Here is a 25966-nt window from a genome sequence, read left to right as displayed (position 1 = left end):
AAGTTTACTCTCGAGGAGGTAATGAAACGTATGAAAACGATTCTTGCTGTCGCTGGTCTCATTTGGGTAATGTCTCACGGTTTTCCGATTTTTGAAGGGGAGCAAATTCGTAGTGCATTGGATAAAAAGTTTAATGATTATCATGTAATAGATCGAAAAGATAATGTCGTTACAGTACGTGTGAAAGATTGTTTCCATACAGTTACGGTTGCGGATGGAAATGTTAAAAATGAAACAAAGATGTGTGATAAAAAGTAAAAGAAAGAAGCTGACTATAGTCTATCGCTCTAAGTCAGCTTCTTTTTCGTTTCCCAATTAGAAGTTTTTCAAATGCCTCAACAAACACATACATAAGTGTTGCGAGGACGCATGTGAGTAGTACGCTTAGTAAGACAAGTGTGAAATTAAATACTTGGAATCCGTAGCTAATTAAGTAGCCAAGGCCTTGTTTAGAGACGAGAAGTTCGCCGAATATAACACCGACCCACGATAATCCAACGTTCACTTTTAATGTTGAAATAATGGCTGGGAAAGATGCAGGGAGAACGACTTGTTTATAACATTGCCATTTATTTGCGCCAAATGTGTCCATCACTTTTATATAGTTAGAATCGACTTCTTGAAATGCGCTGTAAATAACGAGAATGGTAATGATGATAGAAATGATTACTCCCATTGCAATTGACGAAGAAATATTTGGGCCGAAGATTACAATGATAATCGGACCAAGTGCTACTTTTGGCATGGCGTTTAGGACGACGAGATATGGATCAAGTACGCGGGCGAGAAGTGGTAGCCACCAAAGGAAAGTAGCGATAATGGCTCCGAGCACTGTTCCAAGAATGAAACCTACTCCCGTTTCAAGTAATGTCGTCCATATGTGGACCCAAAGCGAACCGTCCATCCATTTATTAAGGAAGAGATCCCAAATGCTTGAAGGAGAGCTAAAGAGTAAAGGGTCAATCCATTCTTTTTTGCTAGCGATTTCCCATAGTGCAAAGAAAAGAATGAGCAGTAAAAGCTGCAAAGAGCGTGCTAACCATGCGCGCCTGCGTTCTTTTTTCCGAAACTGTTCATGTAGTTGCTTTATATTATCCAAGACGCTCCAACTCCTTCCATATATTTTGGAAGAGGGATGGGAAGTCATGGTGGTGGCGTGATTCTAACGGTGATAAGGAACGGATGCTTTCTGGGACGATAAATGTTTTTGCAATTTTTCCAGGATTCGCTTGTAGTAAATAAATACGATCACTCATCGCAATTGCTTCTTCAATATCATGTGTTACGAGTAGTGAAGTTTTCTTATATTTGTGTAGTAAGCTGAAAACGAGATTTTCTAGTTTCAATTTTGTTTGATAATCGAGCGCCGAAAAAGGTTCATCTAGCAATAAAATTTTTGGATCGGTCGCTAACGTTCGAACGAGGGCGGCACGTTGACGCATACCACCGGATAGTTCACGAGGGTATTGCTGCTCTACATCATGTAGACCGACTTGCTTTAAAAGCTGTAAAGTATGTTCTTTCGTCTGTTCATCGTAAATGTTTCGGATATGAAGTCCAAGCATAATATTTTCTTCAATTGTCTTCCAAGGGAACAAGTAGTCTTGCTGCAACATATACCCCATAGATGAAGTTTTCGTTGTAATGGGCTCACCATCTAAAAAGACGATACCTTCAATTGGATCAAGCAGCCCGGCAATAATGGAGAGGAGTGTCGTTTTGCCGCAACCACTTGGACCGAGTATCGAAATGAATTCGCCTTCTTCCACTTGTAAACTCATATCTTCGAGAATCAATTTGGCATTCTCTTTTGCGAAAAAGCAGTGAGAAACGTTACGTATTTGTAAAAAGCTCATACACTTCGCCTCTATTTCTTAATAACGCTCTCGGCAATTTTTGTATTGACGAGCGCTTCATGTGGAACTTCTTTTTGTAATTCGCCAGCGTCTTTCATAATCGTTTGGAGCTGTTTCCATTCTTCAGCATCTAATAGCGGATTTGTCGCATAAGAATGTTGCTTTTTATACCGTTCAATTACTTTTACTGTAATGTCTTTTGAAGTGTCTTTAAATACCGGAGAAACGGCATCAGCAATTTCTTCTGGACTATGAGTATCAACCCATTGCTGCGCTTTATAGAGAGCACGTGTGAACTTTTCAGCAGCAGCTTTATCTTTCTTTAAGAAACTTTCTTTTGCCATGAACGATGTATACGGAACAGTACCAGATTCATTTCCGAACGAAGCGACGATATAACCTTTACCTTCTTTTTCAAATATACTTGCAGTCGGTTCAAAGAGCTGGACAAATTCCCCTGTACCAGATGCGTAGGCATTTGCGATATTAGCAAATTCAATGTTTTGAATTAAGTTTGTATCTTTGTGAGGATCAATGCCATTTTTCTTTAAAACGTATTCTCCAACCATTTGCGGCATACCGCCTTTACGCTGTCCTAAAAACGTAACACCTTTTACGTCATTCCAATTAAAAGAGTCTAATTTTTTACGTGAAACTAAAAATGTTCCATCTGTTTGTGTAAGTTGTGCGAAGTTAATGACGGGGTCTTTTGCGCCTTGTTGATGAACGTAAATGGACGTTTCAGAACCGACGAGAGCAATATCAATCCCGCCAGATAATAAGGCAGTCATCGTTTTATCTCCTCCAGCTGTTGTTTGGAGGTCAACATGTAATCCCTCATCTTTAAAAAATCCTTTTTCAATCCCGACATATAACGGGGCATAGAAGAGAGAGTGGGTAACTTCGCCGACTCGAACATTTTGAGTTTGTTCTTTCGTATCTTCTTTTTTACTACTGCAAGCAACAAGTGTGAAGACAGCTAGTAACATGATACAAAAAACAGCTATTAATTTTTTCACTATATAACACCTCCTAGAAGTCACTCTACAAGCATGATATGTAGGTAAGTGCCCACATGTGAGTGTAGATAGCAGGAATTTTTTTGGTGATAAAGAAGTACAAATATAAGGGGTGATAAAATGGAGTACGAATATGATGATAGCGTACATTTACATCTTGACTATTTCGGAACAGAATGTGATATGGAATCGATTGCTTATAAACGGAAGAATGAAGACGTGTGGGATGTATATTTTAATTTTGGAGCATATGGTCTTCAGAAAGATGGGATCGAGACGGGTAAATTTATGGACGAATATGCTGGCTATTACGTTTTTTCTGTACATGCTCGTGATCTTAGTTGGGAATTTGGAAGTGCTCAATTTGAAGAGTGGGTTTTGAAAAATCATATAGTAGAAAAATCGCTGCAAAAATAAGGAGGAATTTTGTGGTCGATTTTCTCATTTTCTTATTCATTTTTGTAGTGGGATTTTTTATTATGCAAGTGCTCATTTACCGATTTGCAAAGAAAAACATCCAAAAATATACAAAAACAAAATGGATTCATATGTGGCTAGAGATGAATATGAAAAAGGGTCCGAGATTAGATTTTTTTGATTTTGTAGTTATTGTACTCGTATGTATCGTATGGAAAATATGGCTGTTTCCTTTTATATAATACACATGCTAATGATTTTTTCTTTTATCATAAAATAACGAAAAGAACCTGTCTTGTGGCGGGTTCTTTTCGTTATAGTAATAGTTGTAAAAAACTTGCATTTATAAGTGAAATAGTGAGTAGTATTGTGAAAGATATTTTGACAAATACAGAAACATATACATACGGAATTAAAGTGTGATTACAGAATGGACAAATTGGCTGTGTGCAAAGTGTGGGGTAATAAGAAAGAGGTCGTCCACCGTTGGACGACCTCTTTCTTATTATGCTTGGTTCGTGCGGAAGAATGGAAGCTTCTGCACAATGTGAATTAATCCGTATGCAAGAATTAAGCACATAAGAGGATTAATGAAAAATCCATAGCGATTAATTGCTAAGAATAAGTTTGAGAAGATAATGTAAATAATAGAACTTGCTACTAGCATCATAACGCGTTTATGTTTAAATGAATTTAGCATGAAGCAGAAGCTGCTCAAGAATGTACCGATGATAAACACTCTATGACATAGTTGCATAAAGTTGTGAATACGGTATTGGTCTACAGCAGGAGCTGTTTTGAATAATTCAATTGTTTTACCGACAGTGAACCAAGAGAACCAATAAGTGAAGTCCGTCTTAAAGCCGTTCTTGATTAATTCTTTTGCGTATGCCCCTTTGTCATCTAAGCCTTTGGCTCTCATTTCATTTACTATATTTTCATATCCAATTTTATTAAATGGATCAGCACCCGCAATTAGTGGATCAGCACCTTGGGTTGAGAATAAAATAAATTGGTTGAGTGCTAAATAGTTACGAACAACCCATGCACCAATAATAAAGAAAGGTCCGATAAACCATAACAATCCGATTCGAATGGAGTCTTTAAATCCATATGTAAATAACACAACAAGAACAGGAATGAGCATCATTGGAGCTGGATTTGGACGGAACATAAGTAAAATTGAAACGACAATTCCAAACCATATATGGAATTTCACTTTATTGTATTTCCATGCGAGAACAAATACATATACACATAACGCTAATAAGAATATGGATGGAACTTCTGTTAGCAATGTACGGAAGTATGTATAGTTACTTGGATAAATAGCATATAAAATACTTGCAACAATTCCATAAATGTTTTTTTCGAACAATTCTTTTCCTATTAAGAATACTAATAGCACTGTGCATAGGTTCATAATCATGTTAATAACAGTTGCTACGTAATAGTAAGGAATTGATGTAATATCAGAAATAATCATAGCGCCAGCTAATAGTAATGGCTGACCTGGTGTGATATATGCATTTTTCCCTGGAACTTCACTAGGTTCTAAATACACATAACCAAATACACCATGTTTTAATAGTTGTTCAGCTGTTAACGAATAGTTAAAGGCATCATTTGCACCATATGTTACTTTGACTAACTCTCCATCTAATCCTGGCTGTTTTACTAAACAAAAAACGTGCAACAGGAAAGAAAGCGCCAAAATTGCATATACCGCTTTAGGCAAACTCTTAAACTTAGTAAGCAAAAATGAGCAACTCCTTTTTTATTAATTCTTTCGTATTTTCATGTGAAATCTTTAATAGTATTAAGGATTTCCAAAACATAGTTATTATATCATAAAGTGGAATGCTGAAATTAAGTTTTTCAAGAATGAGTAATTTGTATGCCATAATTTAACTGTTTACTAAGGGAATATTAAGACAATACATTTATGATAGAATCAACTATGCAGACGAAATATGTCATATATGTTATTTTAATAGAAATAGTTCTTTCGATGCGGGGGAAATTAAGACATAGAAACGAGGGAATGAATTGAAGTATGGCTCTACACTTTTTGATCTTCCAAAAAGAAATATATTAATTTCTAGCATTATAAGTAGTATGGTGACTTTATTAGTAATAACTATGCTGTTTATGCTTTTAAAGGTTTTTAATTTAGACATAATGAAAGCTCATTTAAATCAAAATCTTGTTTTAATTGTTATGATGATTTTCATATGGGGCATAACATTTTATATTTCACATTTTAATAAAAAAGAGATGTCTACACTTAGGGCATCCCTACGAGTGCATTTTGTATTATTTTTACTAGCTCATACAGTAGCGTTATTTTATATTGTCATGCAAGTTAATATGAGTTTCATAGAGGCAATGAATTGGATTTACTTGTATAACATGCAGTTTATATTAAGTTTTGTAGTAATTTATGCAATATACATTCTTGTTTATAATTTAATAGGCAAGGTTTTTCTAAGTATGATTTTAACGAGCTGTACGTTAGTCATTTTAGGTATTGTGAATTATTTAAAGCTTATTTTTAGAGGTGATCCGCTGTATCCTTCTGATTTCACACAAATTATGCATATGCAATCTGTTATACCGATGGTGATGGACTATTTTAGCTGGAGTTATATTTTTGTCATTATCTTAAGTATCGTGGCTTGTATTGTAGCAGGGATATATATGAGAAGGTATATTCAAAATGTAAAGACTCATCTAGGAATAAGAGCCTTATTAGTAGTAGGATCTATTTTTGTTCTATATGCGTACGGTAATTTTGCGAACACATTTATGAATAAAGTATTTCAAAAATCAGGTGTAGATTTTGTTTTGTGGGATCAAAATGAGAACTATGCTTCAAATGGTTTTGTACTTGGGTTTATTAGCAATTTAGATACAACAGTTATGGAAAAACCAAAAAATTATTCTAAAGAAAATATGCTTCAAATAGCAAACGATATAAAAAAACAATATAGTGGAAATATAGGGAGCCAAAAGAAAAAAGAGAAACCGAATATTATTTTTGTAATGAGTGAATCGTTTTGGGATCCGACGAAAGCAACTAACCTTTCTTTTAGTGAAGATCCTGTACCAAATTTACATCATTATATAGAAAACTTTCCTGGTGGACAAACTATTTCTCCTACATTTGGGGGAAATACGGCGAACGTTGAATTTGAGGCATTAACGAGTTATTCAATGAGTTTGTTAAAGCCAGGTTCTATACCATATCAGCAGGTTATTACAAATAAGAAAGAAATTCCATCAATCCCTACGGCGTTGAAAAAAGAAGGGTATTACACAAGTGCAATTCATTCATTTGGTCGCACATTCTTTAAACGTGATGATGTATATAAGGTGTTAGGATTTGATAAATTTAATGCAGCTGATACGATGGAAAATGTAGATGTTGATGGAGATTATATTAGTGATTTAGCGATGAGTAAAGAGATAATTGCTGAGTTAGAGAAACAAAAACAACCTACATTTATTCATGCAGTTACGATGCAAAATCATTTTCCATTTACAGAGGGCCGATTTGGTGAAAACCTAATAGAAATTAGCGGGCTAGAAAATGAAGAATCAAAGGGAGAATTAGAAACGTATACAGAAGGGTTAAGACGTTCAGATGAGGCCCTTCAATATTTAATAGAGCAACTAGATAATTTAGATAGACCTACATTATTAGTATTCTTTGGAGATCATCTTCCATCATTAGGAACAAATAAATCTTTTTATAAAGAGAATGGGTATATAACGAATGAAAAAACACCGAGCGAACGTTTAGCGATGGCCCAAACGCCGCTATTAATGTACGCAAACTTTGATATGCCAAATGATAATTTAGGTGTAGTAAGTCCAATTTATTTTTCTAATCTTATTTTTGATTATGCAGGATTAAATAAATCTTTATTTTATCAATTTTTATCGGGATTTTACAAGGAAATACCGGTGCTTAGAGATGAATTAAAAGTTGATAAAAATGGAGAAGTAATCAATGATTTAACAAAGAAACAAAAAGAAATGTTAGAGCAATATAAAATGCTTCAGTATGATTTACTTGTTGGAAATCAATATAGTAAAGATATCCTCTTTAAATAAAGTGAAACTTTAATCAGTGGGGGTTTTCTTCATCCCCCACTGATTATTAGCCTTCACCAATCGGACTTTTATGGGCAGCCCGACCCCCACCTAACTTCTTTGCTTTGCTGAATTTTGAGGTGGGGGTCTTACTGCCCGTTAAAGCGGGATAAAAGAAACAAAAAGAACTTGTATAACGATACAAGTTCTTTTTTATAGTATTTAACGGGGTAACCAGACAAGCTGGGTTTAGGGAGTATTACCTGTACATTTAGTATAAATGAAAATGTAACCGTTTTATCGAATGATTTGTGAGAAATGTGTGAATTTTAACCTTTTTAAAAACTACGTTCCTATCGATACATTTGGCATAGTTTTTTATGAATGCAAAAACTTTATAAGTTCTTCGTTTAATTCATCCGCTTGATCAATTGGAGAGCCGTGACCACTATTTGTGAGAGGATGTAACTGAGAATTTTTAATACGCTTTTGCGTAAGTTCAGCGCTTTTGTATGGGATAAGTTGATCATGAATACCGTGGAATATTTTTGTTGGCACGTTAATTTTACTTAAGTCTTTCGTTACATCTTCATTTGCGGCTGCTTGCAATATTTTGATGAGAGCATAAGAAGCAGACTGCATACCGAGATAAGAAAACCATTCTAGCGTAGCAGATCCTAAGTTTCTATTAAAAAATGATAAAGATACATCATTTAAAAATTTAGGCATATTGGCATACATTTGATTAATGAGAGTGTCTGCTTGTTCTTTTGGGACACCATAGGGAGATTCTTGATTTTTAACGAAAGAGGGGGAAACGGCATCGACTAATACAAGTTTAGAAATACGATGACCATTATAGCGAGACATGTACCGAATAGAAAGAGCACCACCTACTGAGAAACCAATTAATGTAGCATTTTCGACTTGAAGTGCTTCTAAAACGATGGCGATATCGTCTGCTAAACGATTGTATGTGTAACCAGTCCATGGTTTATCAGATTGTCCATTTCCGCGTATATCCATAGCGATGCAGCGGAAACCGTGTTGTGGTAACACGTTGAGCTGATATTGGTACATTTGATGATTTAAAGGCCAGCCATGGACGAAGAACACGGTTTTACTACCGGGGCCGGGATTAACGTCTTGCACAAAAATATGCACATCTTTTTCAACGGTAACAAACATGAATGAGCCTCCTATTCATACGCGAGGAGCGTATGATTTTGTTCTATTAAGACACTAAGCTTTCCTTCATTTTTTGCCGCTTATATAAAATCTCTCCCACATAATATACGTATTATTGTTTATAATTTTTATGATTGTATATCGTCTGAAAATATCACAGTTTTGGGATGATTTTCCTCAAATGTTCGATTTATCTTTGTTTGTATAAGAAAATCATTTATTATAATAAATGGTATTCTTCGAGATATTATGTTGAAGGGGTGTTGAAGTGAAAGAAAGTTTTCTATCATATAAAGAAGAAGAAAGAAATGCCAAAATCCTTTTGTGGGTGCTATACGTCATTGTTGTTTCATACCAAGTTTTCTATGCAATCGTATTAGAAAATAAATCACTAACGGATAAGGGACATAGCATACTATGGCAAGTTATTTGCGGAACTGCAATACTCGGTGTAAATGTATATTTAATAAAAAAAGAGAAAGTGAATTTTGTGAAATATGCATGTGTATTTGCATACATAGGAATAGAAATTGCTAACATATTTTCGTATATGCTTTATAATGAGGCGGCATTTGATGGGGGAAATATAGTAGAAATTATTCTTATCTTCTTTGTACCTATATTTTTAAATAAAAAATATTTTGTGTTTGTACTTTCAACTATTGTAGGGAAATATGTAATTTACTTATTTGTATTAAAAGAAGTAAAAGGATTTATGTTCCTCATTATGTATACACTCGTATTAATAGCAGCATACATCATTTTAAATCGATTTATACAATACCTTTCAGCGGTAAAGGAAAGTATTAAGATTGCTAGTGAATCACAAAAATTAGCAGTAATCGGAAAGATGGCAGCGACAGTGGGACATGAAATTAAAAATCCACTTGCTTCATTGAAAGGGTTTACGCAATTACAACGAGAGAAGCATGAAGAGGACCCTATTTATAAACAGATGATTTTTGAAATAGAAAATATGAATAATATGATAAGTGAATTGATGGAAGTTGCTACATGTAAACCTTCTATTTATAAAAAACATAATATAGGTGAAATTGTATTACAAGCAGTAGCAATTCTTCGAGAAAAAATGAATGAATCTAGTATCCAGCTTATTTCTAATATCGAAGAAAAGATGATAGAAATTGAATGTGATGAGCGGAAAATGCGAGGAGTTTTTCTATATGTCATAAAAAATGCTCTGGAGGCAATGGAGCAAGGTGGCACATTAGAGTTACGGTTAGAAAATAAAGGACAAGATTATGTAATGCTAAGTGTAATCGATAATGGTTACGGTATTAAGAAAGAGAATGTGGCTCGTGTTACAGAAGCTTTTTATACAACAAAACAGGATAAGATTGGTTTGGGACTTACGGTAGCAGATCGAATTGTCAACGAACACCTTGGTACGTTACATATTTCAAGTGAAAGAGATAAGGGAACGAGAATAGATATTATTCTTCCAAAAAAGTGTGGAAATAATGAAATCCAATTGAGAGAAAAGCTAGGAGTTACCATATGAATAAAGACGGTATATTTAAAAATGAAGAAATGAAGGCGCTGAAAATATATTTAAGTTTATTTTTCATTATATTTTTTGTATACGATCTTGCCTACGAATTTATTGTACCTTTAATAGGAGGAGAGCAAGAAGGAGTAGGACAATTTGAAGATGGTTTAGGTTTATGGCTTTATTTTCTGATGGTGGTTTTATTTTGCATTGGAATATACTTTATGAAATGGAAAAATCCATTTGCAGTAAAGTATATTATTCTAATTGGGTATAATATATTAGATTTTATCCATAATATTATGATTTACTACGGTAGTGATACTGAGTTTGATGGTGGGAATATAGTAGAAGGGTTTTTTATTTTATTTGCCCCACTTTTTGTGAATAAAAGATATTTTTGGTTAGTTCCGAGCATACTTGTTGGAAAATATGCTCTTATAGGAATCATGATTCACTCATCACTCGTTTTAATCCCGATGGCATTATATAGCGTATTTACTATCATATGTTGGATTATGTTTGTAAGGTTCCAATCTTACGTTCGTACGCTTGAGATGATGAATAAAGAAATACAACAAACAGAAAAGTTAGCAACTGTTGGGAAAATGGCTACAGTTATTGGTTCCAAAATTAAAAGACCTTTAGCTAATTTAGATAAATTTGTAAATAAGCAAGCGGTTAAATATCCAGAGGATAAAATATATAGTGATATTATGAAACAAGAAGTAGAACGAATTCATACAATCGCTACAGAACTTAGTGGATTTGAGAAATCTAAATCAATAGAATCAGAAGTTCATAATATAGAAGAAATTATCGCTTATGTTATTCGAGTTATGGGGAAGCCTGCTTTAAATCAAGGTGTGCACATACAAGGTATTTATAGTAAAGACATACCATCGATTACATGCGATGAAAAACGATTAAAACAAGTGTTTTTTAATTTAATTAAAAATGCGATTGAAGCAATGTCAGTTGGCGGAACGATTACGATTAAAGTGACTGTAGAAGATGCAATCATTGTTCAAGTTAAGGATGAAGGTTGCGGCATTCCAAAAGACAAAATCCCGAAGCTAAATGAAGCCTTTTACACAACGAAAGAAACGGGAACAGGTTTAGGCTTAGTAGTTACAGAAAAAATTATTAAAGATCACAACGGTAAAATAAGTTTTGAAAGTGAAGTTGGGGTTGGAACGACGGTGAAGGTTATGTTGCCGATACAATAAAAAATATATTTTAAAAAGGGAAATCATTTATTTGAGAGTGATTTCCCTTTTTTGTGAATAAAAATCCGGAAGTGTTTACACTATTGGTGCATTATATATAATTTTGAATCTAAAATATGGGTATTTTTATGATGGTAATATATAGTGAGTTTGTTAGTTGTTAACCCAAATTATTGGGGCTTTTTCTGTTGAATAAATTACTTTTAAGAGAGAACTAAATATTTGTGATTAGAAAAACAGAATATACAGCACTGGCAGTAATTCCAGGGTTAATATAAAGGGATATAGCATCTCCTCTTGAAATGAGGTTTCCAGTTGTAATACTAGTCCAAGTTACAGTAGCGGGACCTACTGCCGGAGTAGGATTAAATACTTGAATTTGTCCCGATCCAGTATCCGTCGGTTTAATGGAAAATACTATAGTTCCGGTAATTTTGTCTGTGGTAGTTAAAGTAATAGTAGTTAGAATGTAACTAGAGATAGGGGCAGTGAGGTTTGTGGGGACATTCCTACAAATATCAATCGTATAAACAGCAGCAGGTAAGTTATTTACATTTATAGATGCAGCAAAACCAACTATACTACCAGATCCAGCCGTGACATATGGAATAACATTAGAGTCAATTCCAGGAGAACCCGCTATACGTTGAAAACCAGCATTTGTTCCTTGGAACACAATACTTTTTGCTGAAGAACTACCAGCGGAGCCAGTGGGTCCGGTGATGCCGGTGCTTCCAGTGGGTCCGGTGCTTCCGGTAGATCCGGTGTTTCCGGCAGGTCCAGTGTTACCAGTGGGTCCAGTGCTTCCGGTAGATCCGGTGTTACCAGCAGGTCCAGTGATGCCAGTAGATCCGGTACTCCCAGTAGGTCCAGTGTTCCCGGTAGATCCAGTAATCCCGGCAGGCCCAGTATTCCCGGTAGATCCAGTGATACCAGTGGGTCCAGTAGCCCCACTTTCTACTAATACGATATAATCTGAAGAGACATTAGGAAATCCTTGAGGTGCATCCTTTTTTACAACATAGCCGCTGCTCGTATAAGTAACAACTTGTCCGGCTTTATAGTTGGGAGCGGCTGCAAGACTAAAGGCGGTAGTACTTTGTAAGCCAGCTCCTGTACCCCCAGTAGCGCCGGTAGCTCCAGTGGGCCCAGTGATGCCGGTAGGTCCGGTGATGCCAGAAGGTCCAGTGATGCCGGTAGGTCCGGTGATGCCGGTGTTTCCAGTGCTTCCAGTGGGTCCGGTGATACCGGTAGATCCGGTGTTTCCAGTGGGTCCAGTATTCCCGTTAGAACCACTGGGGCGTCTGCCATCGCAACTAAAACAATTACGTGGGTACATGTATGTTCTCCTTTCTATATTTTGAAAATCTAGTTTTTAAAATAGAACTACTATATGTATATTAGGAATTCTATATTTTTGTGTGGTTGATTGTATTGTGTGTTTAGATTTTAACAGTAGGGTGAAAGTGTATTGTATATCGAATTTTTTTCTATTTTAAGTTTAGTAAAAAGAGATAGCTAATTTAGCTATCTCTTTAAAAATTTATAACCACCATTTTTCCTGTGGAACCAAAGTAACATCCACTTCAAAATTCTCTTTAAACCAATCATACATCAATGTTTCTTTCACTAAATATTCAGAGGCAGAGTGTGATACACCGATGAGTGACATATTCGTTTCTTTTACGTAATCCATAATGAGCGAGTATTTCTGTTTACCGTAATCATTGTCGATATGGCAATGGATTTCCCCAGTAATATATGCTTCAGCACCTTTTGCTTCTGCTTCTTTCATGAGAGACACGACATCACCACATCCTGCAATAATTGCAATTTTTTTGATAGAATCATGTTGTTTACCTTCGAAGTCTGTATAAGGAATATGGAAGAGATTTTTGAGACGCTTTTGGAGTGCTTCTGTGGATGTTTCATCTATTTCACAAATAAGGCCAACTGGCTCTTGTTCTGGACCTTCATATGCAAAGCCGTCAACTACATGAGCATGTAAAGATTTTGCAATTGAAATGCTCGTTCCATGCGTTTGATGAATATCCATTGGTCCGTGACATGTATATATAGAAAGTTGTTTTTCTTTTATCGCTTGCAAATATTTTTCAGGTATTGGAATAAAACCACGACCTGATTTTCCAAGCGGATCACCGCATTCCATTACAAGTGGGTGGTGCATAAAAAGTAAATCACCAGATGTGGACTGTGAAATGAATGTTTCAAGAACGTCATTTGTAGGAAAAACAGCTAAAAATACTTTATTTACAGTTTCAGCTCCTCGTATCATAAGACCGTTAAATAGCTCTACAAAATTGGTTTCGAAAAATTGTTGCCACGGAAAGTGGATAGGATCATATACAGATGGGATAAATCGACTAAAGGCACTATCTTTTCCATATTTTTTGATTTGGAACAAATGATTGAGTGATTGTTCTATTTCTTTTAAAGCTGGCATGTTATGTTATCCTCCTTGAACTAATTAGATGTTTTTGTTCTTCACAGCGAAATAAGAAGCGGTTAGGAAACAAATAAAACCTAAAATCCAACCAATAGAAGGAGAATAAGGAAGTATATGTTGTAATATCATACCGCTAGAAATAAAAAAGCTACCGAGTAGACCTAGGAAGATGGGGTATCGCAGTAATTTGAGCATGAGTGATACAACCTCCTTTACTACATACATTGTATATTGTTCGTAATTTTCTGTATATATTTTTAAAGAAAAATGGTGGTACAATATATGAAGGATACGAGAAGAGAGGATGAAGATTAGAGTATGTACGTTACTGTAACAGAAGCAGCATATAAAAAGATTATGGATACGATTCCAAATGAAGCGAAATATATAAAGTTATTTTACGATAATGAAGGTTGCGGTTGTGTAATGAGCGGAATTATCGATTTAGTAGCTGTAGCAGAAAAAGATGAGCGCGATGTGGATATCGAATCTAGCACAATGAATTTTATCGCAGATCGCACAAAGCTTGTATTTATGGATGATAAATTAACAGTTGATTGGCATGAAGGTGGAGGGACGTTTCAGCTGAAGAGCCCGAGCCAATTTTATAATCCAAATATGAAGTTACACGTTCGAGTGTAGTAAAGAAAAGGTGGTTCCAAAACGTATTTTGGAACCACCTTTTTTATTGTATAAGTCGCTATTCTTGTCGTTTTTTGTTGATAAGTCGATATATTTAAAAAATCGCTGATATAATTCGAGTAGCGCCGATATAATCAGAGTTGCGCTGATATATTCAGAAAATCGCTGATATAATTTCATGCCCCAAAACGTTTCATACAATAAAAAGATTTTTTCACATAATGAAATGTACATGTGATTGAATTTTCTGTATAATCTTATTTGCGGAGGGGATACGCATGAGAAGATGGGGAATTGAGTTATTAATTTTAGCAGTCGTTATTATTTGGGGGATTAATTTTACGATTGCGAAATATGGACTTTTAGAATTTACAGCAATTGAGTTTACTGCACTTCGGATGATATCGGCGGCACCGCTTATGTTACTCCTTACATTTTTTATTGAAAAGTCGGTTTATATGGAGAGAAAAGATATACCTAGATTAATCATCGTTAGCGTTGTAGGTATTGTACTGTATCAAACGTTATTTATGGAAACTGTTAAATATACATCCGCTACAAATGCCTCTTTACTCATTTCTATTTCACCTATTTTTACAACTGTATTTGCGATTATCTTAAAACAAGAAAAGTTTTCTTCTCGAAAGCTTATCGGTTCGATTATTGCCTTTTGTGGTGCAGCCTTAGTTTTAGTAGCAGGGCATTCACTGGCTAGTTCTTTTTACGGGAATGGGATTGGACTCATTACATCAATATGTTGGGGGCTTTATCCTGTTTTAGCAAGCCCATTAATTAAAAAATATTCAGCGCTACGTGTTACCGCATGGTCAGCACTAGTTGGCGCGATTCCACTCTTGCTTTTAAGTGGACCATACGTATTTATAATGCCATTTCATATTACACATGGAATAACACTATTCGCTTTACTATATTCTATTTTCTTTGTAACAGTATTTGGTTTAGTAATGTGGTATGTTGGTGTTCAAAAAATTGGAGCATCACATACGATGGTATATATGTATATAACGCCACTTGTAGCTGTTTTATTTGCAACTGTATGGGCAAATGAATACGTATCGTTTCAACAAATAATCGGTGGAATTATTATTTTCTTCGGTTTATGGTTTGTGAAATCGGAGAAAGTAAAAGTGCATTCTACTGCGGGGGAACCTATATCAAAATAGGAAAACAGATCACCTATGATCTGCTTTCCTATTTTTTTATTTTTGGTAAGAAGATGAGAAATAAGATCGCAGTAATAAGTGGAATTAAGTTTAAAAATGGAATACGGAAGAGTGTAATAAGAATAATACCCGGAAGAAGGACACCGAGGACAGCGTAGAAAATACTATGGTTCTTCGTGTACCAATACAATGAAAGTCCAATAAGTGCAGGGATAATGAGGTGAATGAGAGCCATTAAAAAATAAATCATTAGACGCCCCCTTTATTTGTGTACTTATTACATCATATCCGTATGTTCATAGATTGATATCAATTTTTTCATAAATGGACGAAAAATGTTTGAAAAAACGTCACAAATTATGGGGGGATGATCTTTGAAATCTTGTATAATATTATTTTCTAAAAATATTTAAACAACATAAACATACCGTTTATGTTGTTTTTAATTTGAGTGAAATGAATGTAAGTAGTATAGACTTGAAAAAATTTATTGTTGGATAGATAAAAATTACGGAAGAGGAGAACATCATGATTAGTATGTCATTAAGGTCGTTTAAAATTCAATCGTATTATATACTAGGTATTCTTTTACTAGGCTGGATGGTAACGCCGTTTTCAGCACATTTTTTAGGTGCAGGAATTGGACTTATCGTAAGTATGTATTGCGTTTGGCTTTTAGGGAGACGAATTGAGAAGCTTGGAGATAGTATCGTAAAGAAAACGAAAGCGCCGACGCTCGGTATGTTTAATCGTTTTGCGGCTGCTATTTTAGGCGCTATTATTATGTACGAAATTGAGCACCATATGGTAATGTGGGCATTTGCAGTAGGGATTATGGGCGGTTATTTTTTAATCGTTGTGAACTTAGGTTATTATAGTATGAAAGATGAAAAGGAACTAACAAAAAGATAAAAAGCCTCTTTTTAGATGGAATAGAGGATCTAGCGAGGGATAGAAGCGTTTAAATCCTTTTTTAGCTCCATACGTTGTGAAACTAGAGGGATGTAATTTATATGTTCGAATCCGTAAGTTGTATGTGTAAAAATGAATTTACCCTAGAATAAGGAATCCAGCGATGAATAGTACAACAGGAAGCGAAACATTGCATAAAATACAGGTTTTTGCTTCCGATAAGTTAACATGAAATTACGTATTAGTATGACTTTTATGTTCTTTAAAAAAGTTGGATATAATACAAAAAACTATTCCGGTAATTAGAATAATATATTTTATCGTTTCACTTGTATGCTCAAATAAATTAACGTTAAGCATTACAAGTCCCCAAAACATTTGAATCGCTCCATAACTGAATAAAATTTTTCCTGTACGAGAAAAATTTTTCATAGGTTTCACCCCTTCCTATATATGTAAATTATATCATGAAAAACTAAAAATAAGTAAATATAAAGTGAAAATTCTGTAAAATAACAAACGAAGTCACAGATGAAGAGAGTAACGTTTTACTTTATATAAGATATAGAAAGAAGCTTACGTAAAAAACGTAAGCTTCTTTTTTATGTAAGTGTGTGTAACCGTTAAGCCGCATTGGGTTTTGTCGGTGAGTACGCGAAACTTTACGGTTACACGACACTTATTCATATGAGTAAAGGGTTATTCCAACAGAAAGTTTGCGCTTAAGCGATTGGGCCGCCTAAGTTAATAATGTCTTCAGATACGCTGTCGAACTTTTTGAAGTTAGCTTTGAATTCATTTGCAAGTTCGATTGCTTTTGCTTTATAAGCAGCTTTATCAGCCCAAGTTTGTTCAGGCATTAACACTTCGTCAGGTACACCTGGTACGTGAAGTGGAACTTCAAGACCGAAGATGTCATGTTTAGCTGTTTCAGTTTTCGCAAGTTCACCGCTTAATGCTGCTTGAATCATTGCACGAGTGTAACCTAAGTTCATACGTTTACCAACGCCGTATTCGCCACCAGTCCAGCCAGTGTTTACTAAGAATACTTTCGCATCGTGTTTCTCAATTTTTTCACCAAGCATTTCAGCATAGCGAGATGCATCAAGTGGTAAGAATGGTGAACCGAAGCAAGTTGAGAATGTTGCTTGCGGAGATGTAACACCGCGCTCTGTTCCTGCTAGTTTACTAGTGTAACCACTTAAGAAGTGATACATAGCTTGTTCTTTTGATAACTTACTGATTGGAGGCAATACGCCAGATGCATCAGCAGTTAAGAAGATAATTGTATTTGGGTGTCCTGCAACACTTGGCAGTACGATATTGTCAATCGCATGCATAGGGTATGCAGCACGAGTATTTTCTGTTAAAGTAGTATCGTTATAGTCTGCGATACGCGTTTGGTCATTAATGATAACGTTTTCTAAAACAGATCCAAATGTGATTGCATCGAAAATTTGTGGTTCTTTCTCGTGAGAAAGGTTTACACATTTCGCGTAGCAACCGCCTTCAATATTGAATACACCGTTATCAGACCAACCGTGCTCATCATCACCGATTAATTTACGGTTTGGATCAGCAGATAATGTTGTTTTACCTGTTCCAGATAAACCGAAGAATAATGCTACATCGCCTTCTTCACCTACGTTTGCAGAGCAATGCATAGAAAGGATATCTTGTTCAGGTAATAAGAAGTTCATAATAGAGAAGATTGATTTTTTCATTTCTCCAGCGTATTCTGTACCACCAATTAGTACGATACGTTTTTCGAATGAAACCATAATGAATGCTTCAGAGTTTGTACCGTCAACAGCTGGATCAGCTTTGAAATTCGGTGCAGAAACAATTGTGAACTCTGATTCATGAGTTGTTAATTCTTCTTCAGTTGGACGAATGAATAGTTGATGTACAAATAAATTGTGCCATGCATATTCATTAATAACTTGAATTGGTAGGCGGTAATTGCGGTCAGCGCCTGCAAATCCTTTGAAGACGAATAACTCTTCTTTCTCTTTTAAGTATTCTAAAACTTTCGTATATAATTTATTAAAATGTTCTTCAGAAATCGGTTGGTTCACTGCTCCCCAAGCAATTTTGTCAGCAACCGATGCTTCTTTCACAATAAATTTATCTTTAGGAGAACGTCCTGTATATTTTCCAGTTGAAGCAGAAACGGCACCAGTCGAAGTTAATTTCCCTTCATTTCGCATTAATACTTTTTCCACTAATTGCGGAACACTTAGTTGAATCTGTGCATTGCTTCCGTTCAATAATTCGTGTAAACCAATTTGGACATTCACAGTACTCATATTTATATACCATCCTTTTCATTTAATGAAATATTTCTCGTAATCCCCAACAAGAGTATAACACAATTATATAAATAATGTATACTATTTATTTCTTTTTGTTTGTGTGAATACATTATTTCCTTATTAATATTTCATTTTAGGCGCATTGAGAAAAACTTTCACGAAAATGTGAATATTAATTGACAAATGAATATCATTTCTTTAGTATAGGTTGGGACGGATACTCTCTTATCCCGAGCTGGCGGAGGGACAGGCCCGATGAAGCCCAGCAACCTCACTTGTATTGGTAAACACAAGTGAATAGGTGCTAAAACCTGTGCGAGGCTACAGGTCTCGAACGATAAGAGCGAAGGGCAAAAAGCAGTATGCAAGTAGCAAATTAAACCTTTCCTCTCTATTATGTAGGAAAGGTTTTTCTGTATGCTTGTGTGGGAGAATAAATGTATGTCGCAATCTGTGGCAAATTAAGGATGAGTTCCGTACAATATATACAATTACTGTAGGGAGGTTTACCACATGACAAAAAAACGTCATCTGTTCACATCTGAGTCTGTAACTGAAGGACATCCAGATAAAATTTGTGACCAAATTTCTGATTCAATTTTAGATGCGATCTTATCAAAAGACGCAAATGCACGTGTAGCTTGTGAAACAACTGTAACAACTGGTTTAGTATTGGTAGCGGGGGAAATTACGACTTCTACTTATGTAGATATTCCAAAAATCGTTCGTGAAACAATTCAAGGCATTGGTTACACACGCGCAAAATACGGATTCGATGCAGAAACTTGTGCAGTTTTAACATCTATCGATGAGCAATCTGCTGACATCGCTATGGGTGTTGACCAAGCGCTAGAAGCACGCGAAGGTCAAATGACTGACGCTGAGATTGAGGCAATTGGTGCAGGAGACCAAGGTTTAATGTTTGGTTTCGCATGTAATGAAACACAAGAGTTAATGCCACTTCCAATCTCGCTTGCTCACAAATTAGCTCGCCGTTTAACTGAAGTACGTAAAGATGATACATTATCATACCTACGTCCGGATGGAAAAACGCAAGTTACAGTTGAGTATGATGAAAATGGTAAACCAGTACGTGTTGATACTATCGTAATTTCTACACAACATCACCCAGATGTTACATGGGAAGAAATCGATCGCGACTTAAAAGAGCACGTAATTAAAGCTGTAGTACCAGCAGAATTAATCGATGGAGAAACAAAATTCTTCATTAACCCAACTGGCCGCTTCGTAATTGGTGGACCACAAGGTGATGCTGGTTTAACAGGACGTAAAATCATCGTTGATACTTACGGTGGATACGCTCGCCACGGTGGCGGTGCATTCTCTGGTAAAGATGCAACAAAAGTTGACCGTTCTGCAGCATATGCAGCTCGTTATGTTGCGAAAAATATCGTAGCAGCTGGTCTTGCTGAGAAAGCAGAAGTACAACTTGCATACGCAATCGGTGTAGCACAACCAGTATCAATTTCAGTTGATACATTCGGCACTGGTAAAGTATCTGAAGACGTATTAGTAGAACTAGTTCGTAACAACTTCGATCTTCGCCCAGCTGGTATTATTAAAATGCTAGACTTACGTCGCCCAATTTACAAACAAACAGCAGCTTACGGCCACTTCGGACGTACTGATGTAGATCTATCATGGGAACGTACAGACAAAGCTGCAGCTTTAAAAGAGCAAGCTGGTCTATAATATATGAAAAAAAGCTTTGCGCGGTGAGCGCAAAGCTTTTTTTTATTTCGTTTTATTTACAATTTGAATGCATGATTTGCAATATACTTCTCCATCTAGCTCAATATACTTTTTCATATTCGTCATGCCATTTGCCGGAAGCGGCATATGAATCCATGCTTTTTCATATGTTTGTATTTCTTTTTGGCATGATTTACAAACAGTTGGCTTTTTTTGAAACATGTGAAATCAACCTTTCATTTGACGTGCTTTGCCCGCACAAAATGCACTGCTTAATAAAAATAGCGTGGCGCATATAATACTTACTAATGTAGCGTATGGAATTGCGCCTTTTAGAGAAAAGCCGACAGTGATGGAAGCGATAAATAAGAGGATGAATGTTGTTGTTAATTTTTTGTATAGTTCCATAATAGGTAGACCTCCAATTTATTTTTTAGTACAAGTTTTAAAATTGAATTCTATGTATGTAGAAAATATAAAGAGTAGCTAAAGGTATGTAGTCTAAGGAGTATAAGAAAGTGCAGTTTCCTTTTTGTGGGTTAGTATATTTATATTGTATCATGGCGTATTGTTGGCTTCATACATAATTGTGTAAACATATGTATGATAAAATGAAGAAAAGTCTTTAAGGAAGGAAAGATGAAAAAATGAGCGTAACCGAACATAAAAAACAAGCGCCAAAAGAAGTGCGCTGCAAGATTGTAACGATTTCCGATACACGTACAGAAGAGACAGATAAGAGCGGACAACTATTACATACATTGTTAAAAGAAGCAGGCCATACAGTGACTTCTTATGAAATTGTGAAAGATGATAAAGAAAGTATTCAGCAAGCAGTGTTAGCTGGTTATCATAGGGAAGATGTTGATGTCGTGTTAACAAATGGCGGTACTGGTATTACGAAGCGTGATGTAACGATTGAAGCAGTATCAGCGTTATTACATAAAGAAATTGTTGGATTCGGTGAGTTGTTCCGCATGATTAGTTATTTAGAAGATATCGGAAGCAGCGCAATGTTAAGTAGAGCGATCGGCGGCACAATTGGGCGCAAAGTAGTCTTCTCGATGCCAGGATCTAGCGGAGCGGTTCGCCTTGCGATGAATAAATTAATTTTACCAGAATTAGGTCATATTACATTTGAGTTGCATCGCCAATGAGTAAGTATGCTGGAATTGTATTAGCAGGTGGTATGTCGAGTAGATTCGGTGAGCCGAAAGCGCTAGCGAGTTGGAAAGGGAGTACGTTTATTGAGCATATTTTGAAAGTGATGACAAGCACGCTCCAAGAAGTTGTAGTCATTAGTCATTCTCATATAAAAGAGCGAGTAGAGAAACTCGTACAAGTTCCTGTTATTGAAGATATTCCGCACTATAAAGGGAACGGGCCACTTGCTGGAATTGTATCAGGAATGGAATACATAGAAGCAGATTGGTATGCTATTATGCCTTGCGATGCGCCAAATGTTTCGCATGAATGGTTTACCATTTTACTGGAGCAAACAAGCAATGAGTATGATGCAGTTGTACCTATTATTAATGGAAGGAAACAACCGCTACTTGCAGCGTACCATAACCGCGTGAAAGAAAAGATTTATACTTTGCTTCAAGAAGAAAAAAGAAGTATGGGTCAGCTTTTATCACAATGTAATGTGAAATATATTGCTGGTGAAGATATACAAGCAAATGCGGATTGGTTTATAAATGTGAATACGAAAGAAGAATATGTGCAGGCTCAAAAAGACCTTTCAAATGAATGAAAGGTTTTTTTGTATACAGAAATTGGGGAACAATTACTGTATAAAGGTATGTGAGTAAGTTGATTTTAAGGGGAATTCTTAAAATCACTATACAGTTAAAATACTGTATAACCATATATTAATTTTTATGGGTTTTTATTACAAGTCTATTTGTTTATGTTTGTTTTTGTTATAATGAATATAGAAATAATATAATATTTCACCTTGTGTATCATTTATCCGACTTTAATGGGCAGTAAGATCCCCACCTCAACATTCAGGAAAAGCAAAAAAGTTAGGTGGGGGATCAACTGCACATAAAAGTCCGATTGGTGAGGGCTGATAATCAGTGGGGGATGAAGAAAACCCCCACTGATTAAAGTTTCACTTTATTTAAGTAAATTTTACAATTGTATAATAAACTCCCTTCGTTTTTTGAAGGGAGTTTTTCTGTTTAAGCAAGTAACTCTGATGCGTTATGCTGAAGTACTTCCTCATATTCGTTAAGCAAGCCACGAAAGATCTCATCCCAGCTTTTTGATTTCGCATAAGATAAAGCTGCTACTCCCATCTGCTCCAATTTTTCTTCATTTTGCAATAAAAAATAAATGGATGATAGAAATGCGTCCTCATTTTTTGGCGGGCAAAGAACTCCCGTTTTTCCATCTGTAATAATATTTTTAACCCCGCCACTATTTGCACCGATGACAGGTGTGCCGCATGCAAGCGATTCAAGTACAACATTTCCGAATGTTTCAGTAGCTGATGGAAATACCATCATGTTAGAACAAGCATATGCTTCAGCTAAATCCATGCCTTGTAAATAGCCAGTAAACGTGACATTTGTTTTCGGAACAGCTTCACGAAGACTTGTTGCTAGAGGACCGTCTCCTGCTATAAGCCAATGAATATCGTTTCGAGTATGCGCTGATTTAACGATAAGATTTTGCAACGTATCAATATCTTTTTCAGGAGCAATCCGTCCAACATAGGAAAGGACATACTTCGCTGTAATATTATATTTTTTCCGGAATACTTCTGTATTGTAAGCTGGATGAAAGAGTGTGCAATCTACACCCCGTCCCCAAATAGAGAGGGCCTGAAAGCCTTTATGTTTTAATTGATGTAATGTTTCAGGGGATGGAACGAAATTTTTTTGCATATGACTATGAAACCATTTTAAATAGTTCCAAAGCATATTGGAGAGAAATTCGATTTTGTAATAGCGTAAATAAGCATCGAAATCAGTATGATAAGAACCGACAACTGGGATGTTTAACTTTTTCGCATAATACAATCCACAAAGTCCCATGTTGAAAGGTGTAGCAATGTGAATTATGTCAGGTTTAAAGGAAAGAAGTTCTCGCTTAATGCGCGGAGTAGGAAAAGAAAAGCGACATTCTGGATATAATATTGTTAACGGGATACTTCTCATCTTGTTCACATTCGCTACGAAATTATCTTCAGCTGTATGCTGAGGTGCGAAAACAGAATAGGCGATATTTTCTTTCTGAAAATATCGTGTTAACCGCTCTAACGTTTTCGCAACCCCGTTCACTTGTGGCGTAAAAGTATCGGTAAAAATGGCGACTCTCATCATATCACTCCTTTATGTGAAAAGTGGGATGAATTGATAAAAAGAGATGATGCCAGAGCAAGTGCCGAGGCACATACCGACGAATACATCAGATGGATAGTGAAGCCCTAAATAAATGCGAGAAATACCGACGCATAATGCTAACGGTAATAGGAAAATAAGTAAGCTTGGATTATAGCAAATAAATGGAATAAAGACAGAGAAAACGGCTGTTGTATGACCAGACGGGAAAGAGTGGTCTTGTAATGGATGGACTGGATATTTTGCATCCTGAATTGTTAAATAAGGACGTTTTCGTGGATACCATCTTTTTAATATTTGCACAGGAATATGGCTAATTGCTAGCGAAATAGCAGTTGCAATTGCAGCTTGATGCAAAGTTCCACTTGCGAAAATTAAAAAGAACAGTGTGAGTGCGATAGAGAAAGTCGCGCCACCGATATGAGTAATATTGCTGAAAAAGAGATTTAACGTTTTTTGATCAAAGTAGCGGTTAATTCCTCTGAAAATGTAACATTCTATTTTATATAATCCACTGACCTTCATGAAAATTCTCCTCCCTCATCTACATATATATGGAGATATTAGCTTTTATTTTAATAAGATTTTGTTGAGGGAGTAATAATGTTTTGTAAAGAAAAAGTTAGATTTTATATAAAAAAACTGCCAGTATTATGGCAGCTGTAAAATCATTTTTGTAGTGATTTATAATATTGGCCTTTTTCAACGTATTGCGTGCGAATTCGCTCCATGTCTTTACGGTCTTCTTCTGTTAACTCACGAACGACTTTCGCTGGACGACCGAAAGCTAATGTATTCGGCGGGATTTTCTTTCCTTGTGAAACGAGGCTTCCAGCACCGATAAAGGCTCCTTCGCCAATTTCAGCACCATCTAATATAATAGATCCCATTCCAATTAAAGCATCTTTCTTAATATGGCAGCTATGTAAAATCACTTGATGCCCAATTGTTACGTCATCTTCTAAAATAAGAGGATATTGCGGGCTTTGGTGGAGTGTACATTGGTCTTGTACATTTACTCGGTCTCCAATAATTGTCGGTGACACATCACCGCGGATGACTGTATTAAACCAAATACTTGATTCCTCGCCAATTGTCACATCACCAGTAATGGTTACGTAGTCAGCGATAAAAGCACTACTCGCAATTTTCGGATTTTTTTCTTTGTAAGGATATATCATGTAAAGCCTTCCTTTCCTAGAGACTAGTTTCAGTGTATCAAATTATGAGAAAGAGTGAAATGGAGGAGAGCCGTATGTGGAATTATGAAGCTGAGCAAGCAAAGGCTGTCATCGTTATTGTGCACGGCGCAATGGAATATCACGGACGTTATGAAGCTGTTGCGGAAATGTGGAATCATATCGGCTATCACGTCGTGATGGGGGACCTTCCGTCACATGGAACGACTTCAAGAAATAGAGGACATATTGATTCGTTTGATGAATACATAGAGGAAGTTAAATTATGGGTGAAAGAGGCAAGAAAGTATCGATTACCTATTTTTCTATTTGGTCATAGTATGGGTGGTCTTATCGTCATTCGTATGATGCAAGAGACGAAGAGAGAAGATGTAGACGGCATTATTTTAAGTTCGCCATGTTTAGGTGTATTAGCTGGACCTTCTGCACCGCTTCAAGCTGCCTCAAAAATATTAAATATTATCGCTCCGAAGTTACAATTTGCAACGAATCTTACAGTGGAAATGTCAACGCGTAATCATGAAGTGAGAGATGCGATGGAGAACGATTCATTGTTCTTGCGCAAAGTATCAGTACGTTGGTATAGTGAATTGATTAAGTCTATTGAAATCGCTCATAAAAAAATAGATGATTTTCCAGATGTTCCGCTCTTGCTAATGCAAGCATGTGAGGATAAACTTGTAGATAAAACACGTGTCCGCACTTGGTTTAATAATGTTAAAATAAGTGATAAGGCTTTTAAAGAATGGCCGAATTGTTATCATGAGTTATTAAATGAGTATGAGCGTGATGAAATTTTGAATTATATTCAGTCATTTACTGAAATACGCATCAATAACATAATAGAAACAAATAAGTAAATTA

The 25966-nt window shown here is 35.8% G+C and carries 30 protein-coding genes, 1 pseudogene and 1 riboswitch; of the genes and pseudogenes, 15 read left to right on the top strand and 16 right to left on the bottom strand.

Translation table 11 applies throughout. The features are described from left to right. Positions 1–30 precede the first annotated feature (30 nt). Entirely contained in the window at positions 31–258 is a 228-nt protein-coding gene (locus tag PDQ40_RS21480) for a hypothetical protein (protein WP_000849109.1), read from the top strand. 34 nt (positions 259–292) lie between these two features. Here PDQ40_RS21480 and PDQ40_RS21475 read toward each other — a convergent pair whose 3' ends face one another. Genes PDQ40_RS21475 through PDQ40_RS21465 form a run of 3 tightly spaced genes read right to left on the bottom strand, consistent with a single transcriptional unit; the run spans position 293 to position 2875 of the window. After that, positions 293–1099 (bottom strand): ABC transporter permease, encoded by an 807-nt coding sequence (locus PDQ40_RS21475; protein ID WP_000368785.1) that lies wholly within the window; start codon positions 1097–1099, stop codon positions 293–295. Beyond that, a complete protein-coding gene (locus tag PDQ40_RS21470) occupies positions 1092–1856 on the bottom strand; it encodes an ABC transporter ATP-binding protein (RefSeq protein WP_000009050.1) in 765 nt (254 codons plus the stop codon). The genes PDQ40_RS21475 and PDQ40_RS21470 overlap by 8 nt, the downstream gene beginning before the upstream one ends. An 11-nt stretch (positions 1857–1867) precedes the next feature. After that, positions 1868–2875, bottom strand: coding sequence for an ABC transporter substrate-binding protein (locus tag PDQ40_RS21465; RefSeq protein ID WP_000733214.1), 1008 nt, complete (start codon positions 2873–2875; stop codon positions 1868–1870). Between the two features lie 120 nt (positions 2876–2995). Here PDQ40_RS21465 and PDQ40_RS21460 point away from each other — a divergent pair, with 120 nt between their 5' ends. The 3 genes and pseudogenes from PDQ40_RS21460 to PDQ40_RS28260 all read left to right on the top strand — a co-directional run. After that, positions 2996–3292: a DUF3986 family protein gene (locus tag PDQ40_RS21460; protein ID WP_000455572.1), complete on the top strand. Its 297-nt coding sequence runs from the start codon at positions 2996–2998 to the stop codon at positions 3290–3292. A gap of 11 nt (positions 3293–3303) precedes the next feature. Beyond that, positions 3304–3534 (top strand): hypothetical protein, encoded by a 231-nt coding sequence (locus PDQ40_RS21455; protein WP_000227427.1) that lies wholly within the window; start codon positions 3304–3306, stop codon positions 3532–3534. 106 nt (positions 3535–3640) lie between these two features. Further along, positions 3641–3715 (top strand): annotated as a pseudogene (locus tag PDQ40_RS28260) (YwbE family protein); the annotation flags it as partial. A gap of 82 nt (positions 3716–3797) precedes the next feature. Here the strand turns inward: PDQ40_RS28260 and PDQ40_RS21450 are convergent. Then, a complete protein-coding gene (locus PDQ40_RS21450) occupies positions 3798–5051 on the bottom strand; it encodes a glycosyltransferase family 39 protein (protein ID WP_000956217.1) in 1254 nt (417 codons plus the stop codon). Positions 5052–5341: 290 nt separating this feature from the next. Between PDQ40_RS21450 and PDQ40_RS21445 the strand changes: the two genes are divergently transcribed. Continuing rightward, entirely contained in the window at positions 5342–7411 is a 2070-nt protein-coding gene (locus PDQ40_RS21445) for an LTA synthase family protein (RefSeq protein ID WP_000873612.1), read from the top strand. Positions 7412–7768: 357 nt separating this feature from the next. On the opposite strand, the gene PDQ40_RS21440 is transcribed toward PDQ40_RS21445, so the two are convergent. Beyond that, positions 7769–8578 (bottom strand): alpha/beta fold hydrolase, encoded by an 810-nt coding sequence (locus tag PDQ40_RS21440; protein WP_000498295.1) that lies wholly within the window; start codon positions 8576–8578, stop codon positions 7769–7771. 268 nt (positions 8579–8846) lie between these two features. Between PDQ40_RS21440 and PDQ40_RS21435 the strand changes: the two genes are divergently transcribed. Next, positions 8847–10100, top strand: coding sequence for an ATP-binding protein (locus PDQ40_RS21435; RefSeq protein ID WP_074531935.1), 1254 nt, complete (start codon positions 8847–8849; stop codon positions 10098–10100). Beyond that, positions 10097–11317 (top strand): ATP-binding protein, encoded by a 1221-nt coding sequence (locus PDQ40_RS21430; protein WP_048557028.1) that lies wholly within the window; start codon positions 10097–10099, stop codon positions 11315–11317. Before PDQ40_RS21435 ends, PDQ40_RS21430 begins: the two co-directional genes overlap by 4 nt. A 214-nt stretch (positions 11318–11531) precedes the next feature. Here PDQ40_RS21430 and PDQ40_RS21425 read toward each other — a convergent pair whose 3' ends face one another. After that, the gene (locus PDQ40_RS21425) at positions 11532–12473 is read right to left on the bottom strand and encodes a collagen-like protein (RefSeq protein WP_442866582.1); all 942 of its coding nucleotides are present in this window, start codon (positions 12471–12473) and stop codon (positions 11532–11534) included. A gap of 49 nt (positions 12474–12522) precedes the next feature. Here PDQ40_RS21425 and PDQ40_RS28255 point away from each other — a divergent pair, with 49 nt between their 5' ends. Continuing rightward, a complete protein-coding gene (locus tag PDQ40_RS28255) occupies positions 12523–12681 on the top strand; it encodes a hypothetical protein (protein ID WP_442866583.1) in 159 nt (52 codons plus the stop codon). Between the two features lie 179 nt (positions 12682–12860). On the opposite strand, the gene PDQ40_RS21420 is transcribed toward PDQ40_RS28255, so the two are convergent. After that, positions 12861–13781, bottom strand: coding sequence for a Nif3-like dinuclear metal center hexameric protein (locus PDQ40_RS21420; protein ID WP_046198241.1), 921 nt, complete (start codon positions 13779–13781; stop codon positions 12861–12863). Between the two features lie 24 nt (positions 13782–13805). After that, positions 13806–13979, bottom strand: coding sequence for a hypothetical protein (locus tag PDQ40_RS21415; RefSeq protein WP_000916136.1), 174 nt, complete (start codon positions 13977–13979; stop codon positions 13806–13808). 123 nt (positions 13980–14102) lie between these two features. Here PDQ40_RS21415 and PDQ40_RS21410 point away from each other — a divergent pair, with 123 nt between their 5' ends. Further along, a complete protein-coding gene (locus PDQ40_RS21410) occupies positions 14103–14426 on the top strand; it encodes an iron-sulfur cluster biosynthesis family protein (RefSeq protein ID WP_000289565.1) in 324 nt (107 codons plus the stop codon). A 278-nt stretch (positions 14427–14704) separates the two neighbouring features. Beyond that, positions 14705–15610, top strand: coding sequence for a DMT family transporter (locus PDQ40_RS21405; protein WP_101218747.1), 906 nt, complete (start codon positions 14705–14707; stop codon positions 15608–15610). A 28-nt stretch (positions 15611–15638) separates the two neighbouring features. Here PDQ40_RS21405 and PDQ40_RS21400 read toward each other — a convergent pair whose 3' ends face one another. Continuing rightward, entirely contained in the window at positions 15639–15860 is a 222-nt protein-coding gene (locus PDQ40_RS21400; RefSeq protein ID WP_000639042.1) for a hypothetical protein, read from the bottom strand. 278 nt (positions 15861–16138) lie between these two features. On the opposite strand from PDQ40_RS21400, the gene PDQ40_RS21395 reads away from it, so the two are divergent. After that, positions 16139–16522, top strand: coding sequence for an ATP synthase subunit I (locus tag PDQ40_RS21395; RefSeq protein WP_000624930.1), 384 nt, complete (start codon positions 16139–16141; stop codon positions 16520–16522). 234 nt (positions 16523–16756) lie between these two features. On the opposite strand, the gene PDQ40_RS21390 is transcribed toward PDQ40_RS21395, so the two are convergent. Both PDQ40_RS21390 and pckA read right to left on the bottom strand, forming a co-directional pair. Continuing rightward, the gene (locus PDQ40_RS21390; RefSeq protein ID WP_000788116.1) at positions 16757–16954 is read right to left on the bottom strand and encodes a hypothetical protein; all 198 of its coding nucleotides are present in this window, start codon (positions 16952–16954) and stop codon (positions 16757–16759) included. Between the two features lie 290 nt (positions 16955–17244). Then, the gene (pckA, locus tag PDQ40_RS21385; RefSeq protein ID WP_000108804.1) at positions 17245–18831 is read right to left on the bottom strand and encodes a phosphoenolpyruvate carboxykinase (ATP); all 1587 of its coding nucleotides are present in this window, start codon (positions 18829–18831) and stop codon (positions 17245–17247) included. Between the two features lie 228 nt (positions 18832–19059). Next, a riboswitch (SAM riboswitch) is annotated at positions 19060–19181 on the top strand. A 169-nt stretch (positions 19182–19350) separates the two neighbouring features. Between pckA and metK the strand changes: the two genes are divergently transcribed. Next, complete coding sequence (gene metK / locus PDQ40_RS21380) at positions 19351–20550, top strand: methionine adenosyltransferase (RefSeq protein ID WP_000163115.1); 1200 nt, start codon at positions 19351–19353, stop codon at positions 20548–20550. 42 nt (positions 20551–20592) lie between these two features. Here metK and PDQ40_RS21375 read toward each other — a convergent pair whose 3' ends face one another. Together PDQ40_RS21375 and PDQ40_RS21370 are read right to left on the bottom strand one after the other, a co-directional pair. Continuing rightward, positions 20593–20772 carry a hypothetical protein gene (locus tag PDQ40_RS21375; protein WP_000486790.1) on the bottom strand — a complete coding sequence of 60 codons (180 nt, stop codon included), beginning with the start codon at positions 20770–20772 and terminating at the stop codon, positions 20593–20595. Between the two features lie 6 nt (positions 20773–20778). Beyond that, complete coding sequence (locus PDQ40_RS21370) at positions 20779–20958, bottom strand: hypothetical protein (RefSeq protein WP_000424795.1); 180 nt, start codon at positions 20956–20958, stop codon at positions 20779–20781. A gap of 239 nt (positions 20959–21197) precedes the next feature. Here PDQ40_RS21370 and PDQ40_RS21365 point away from each other — a divergent pair, with 239 nt between their 5' ends. Further along, positions 21198–21707: a MogA/MoaB family molybdenum cofactor biosynthesis protein gene (locus PDQ40_RS21365; protein WP_000117140.1), complete on the top strand. Its 510-nt coding sequence runs from the start codon at positions 21198–21200 to the stop codon at positions 21705–21707. Then, positions 21704–22306, top strand: coding sequence for a molybdenum cofactor guanylyltransferase (locus tag PDQ40_RS21360; RefSeq protein ID WP_270691626.1), 603 nt, complete (start codon positions 21704–21706; stop codon positions 22304–22306). Before PDQ40_RS21365 ends, PDQ40_RS21360 begins: the two co-directional genes overlap by 4 nt. Before the next feature lie 433 nt (positions 22307–22739). Here PDQ40_RS21360 and PDQ40_RS21355 read toward each other — a convergent pair whose 3' ends face one another. From PDQ40_RS21355 to PDQ40_RS21345, 3 genes are all read right to left on the bottom strand, one after another. Next, a complete protein-coding gene (locus PDQ40_RS21355; protein WP_270691625.1) occupies positions 22740–23882 on the bottom strand; it encodes a glycosyltransferase family 4 protein in 1143 nt (380 codons plus the stop codon). Positions 23883–23894: 12 nt separating this feature from the next. Then, entirely contained in the window at positions 23895–24428 is a 534-nt protein-coding gene (locus PDQ40_RS21350; RefSeq protein WP_000868600.1) for a phosphatase PAP2 family protein, read from the bottom strand. A 143-nt stretch (positions 24429–24571) separates the two neighbouring features. Beyond that, on the bottom strand, positions 24572–25084 hold the full coding sequence (locus tag PDQ40_RS21345; protein WP_000640211.1) for a gamma carbonic anhydrase: 513 nt from the start codon (positions 25082–25084) through the stop codon (positions 24572–24574). A 74-nt stretch (positions 25085–25158) separates the two neighbouring features. On the opposite strand from PDQ40_RS21345, the gene PDQ40_RS21340 reads away from it, so the two are divergent. Then, complete coding sequence (locus tag PDQ40_RS21340; protein WP_000267442.1) at positions 25159–25962, top strand: alpha/beta hydrolase; 804 nt, start codon at positions 25159–25161, stop codon at positions 25960–25962. The last annotated feature ends 4 nt before the right edge of the window (positions 25963–25966 follow it).

This window comes from Bacillus cereus group sp. Bc061 (assembly GCF_027715825.1).
GTDB lineage: Bacteria > Bacillota > Bacilli > Bacillales > Bacillaceae_G > Bacillus_A > Bacillus_A paranthracis.
This window is presented reverse-complemented; position numbering and strand designations above follow the sequence as displayed.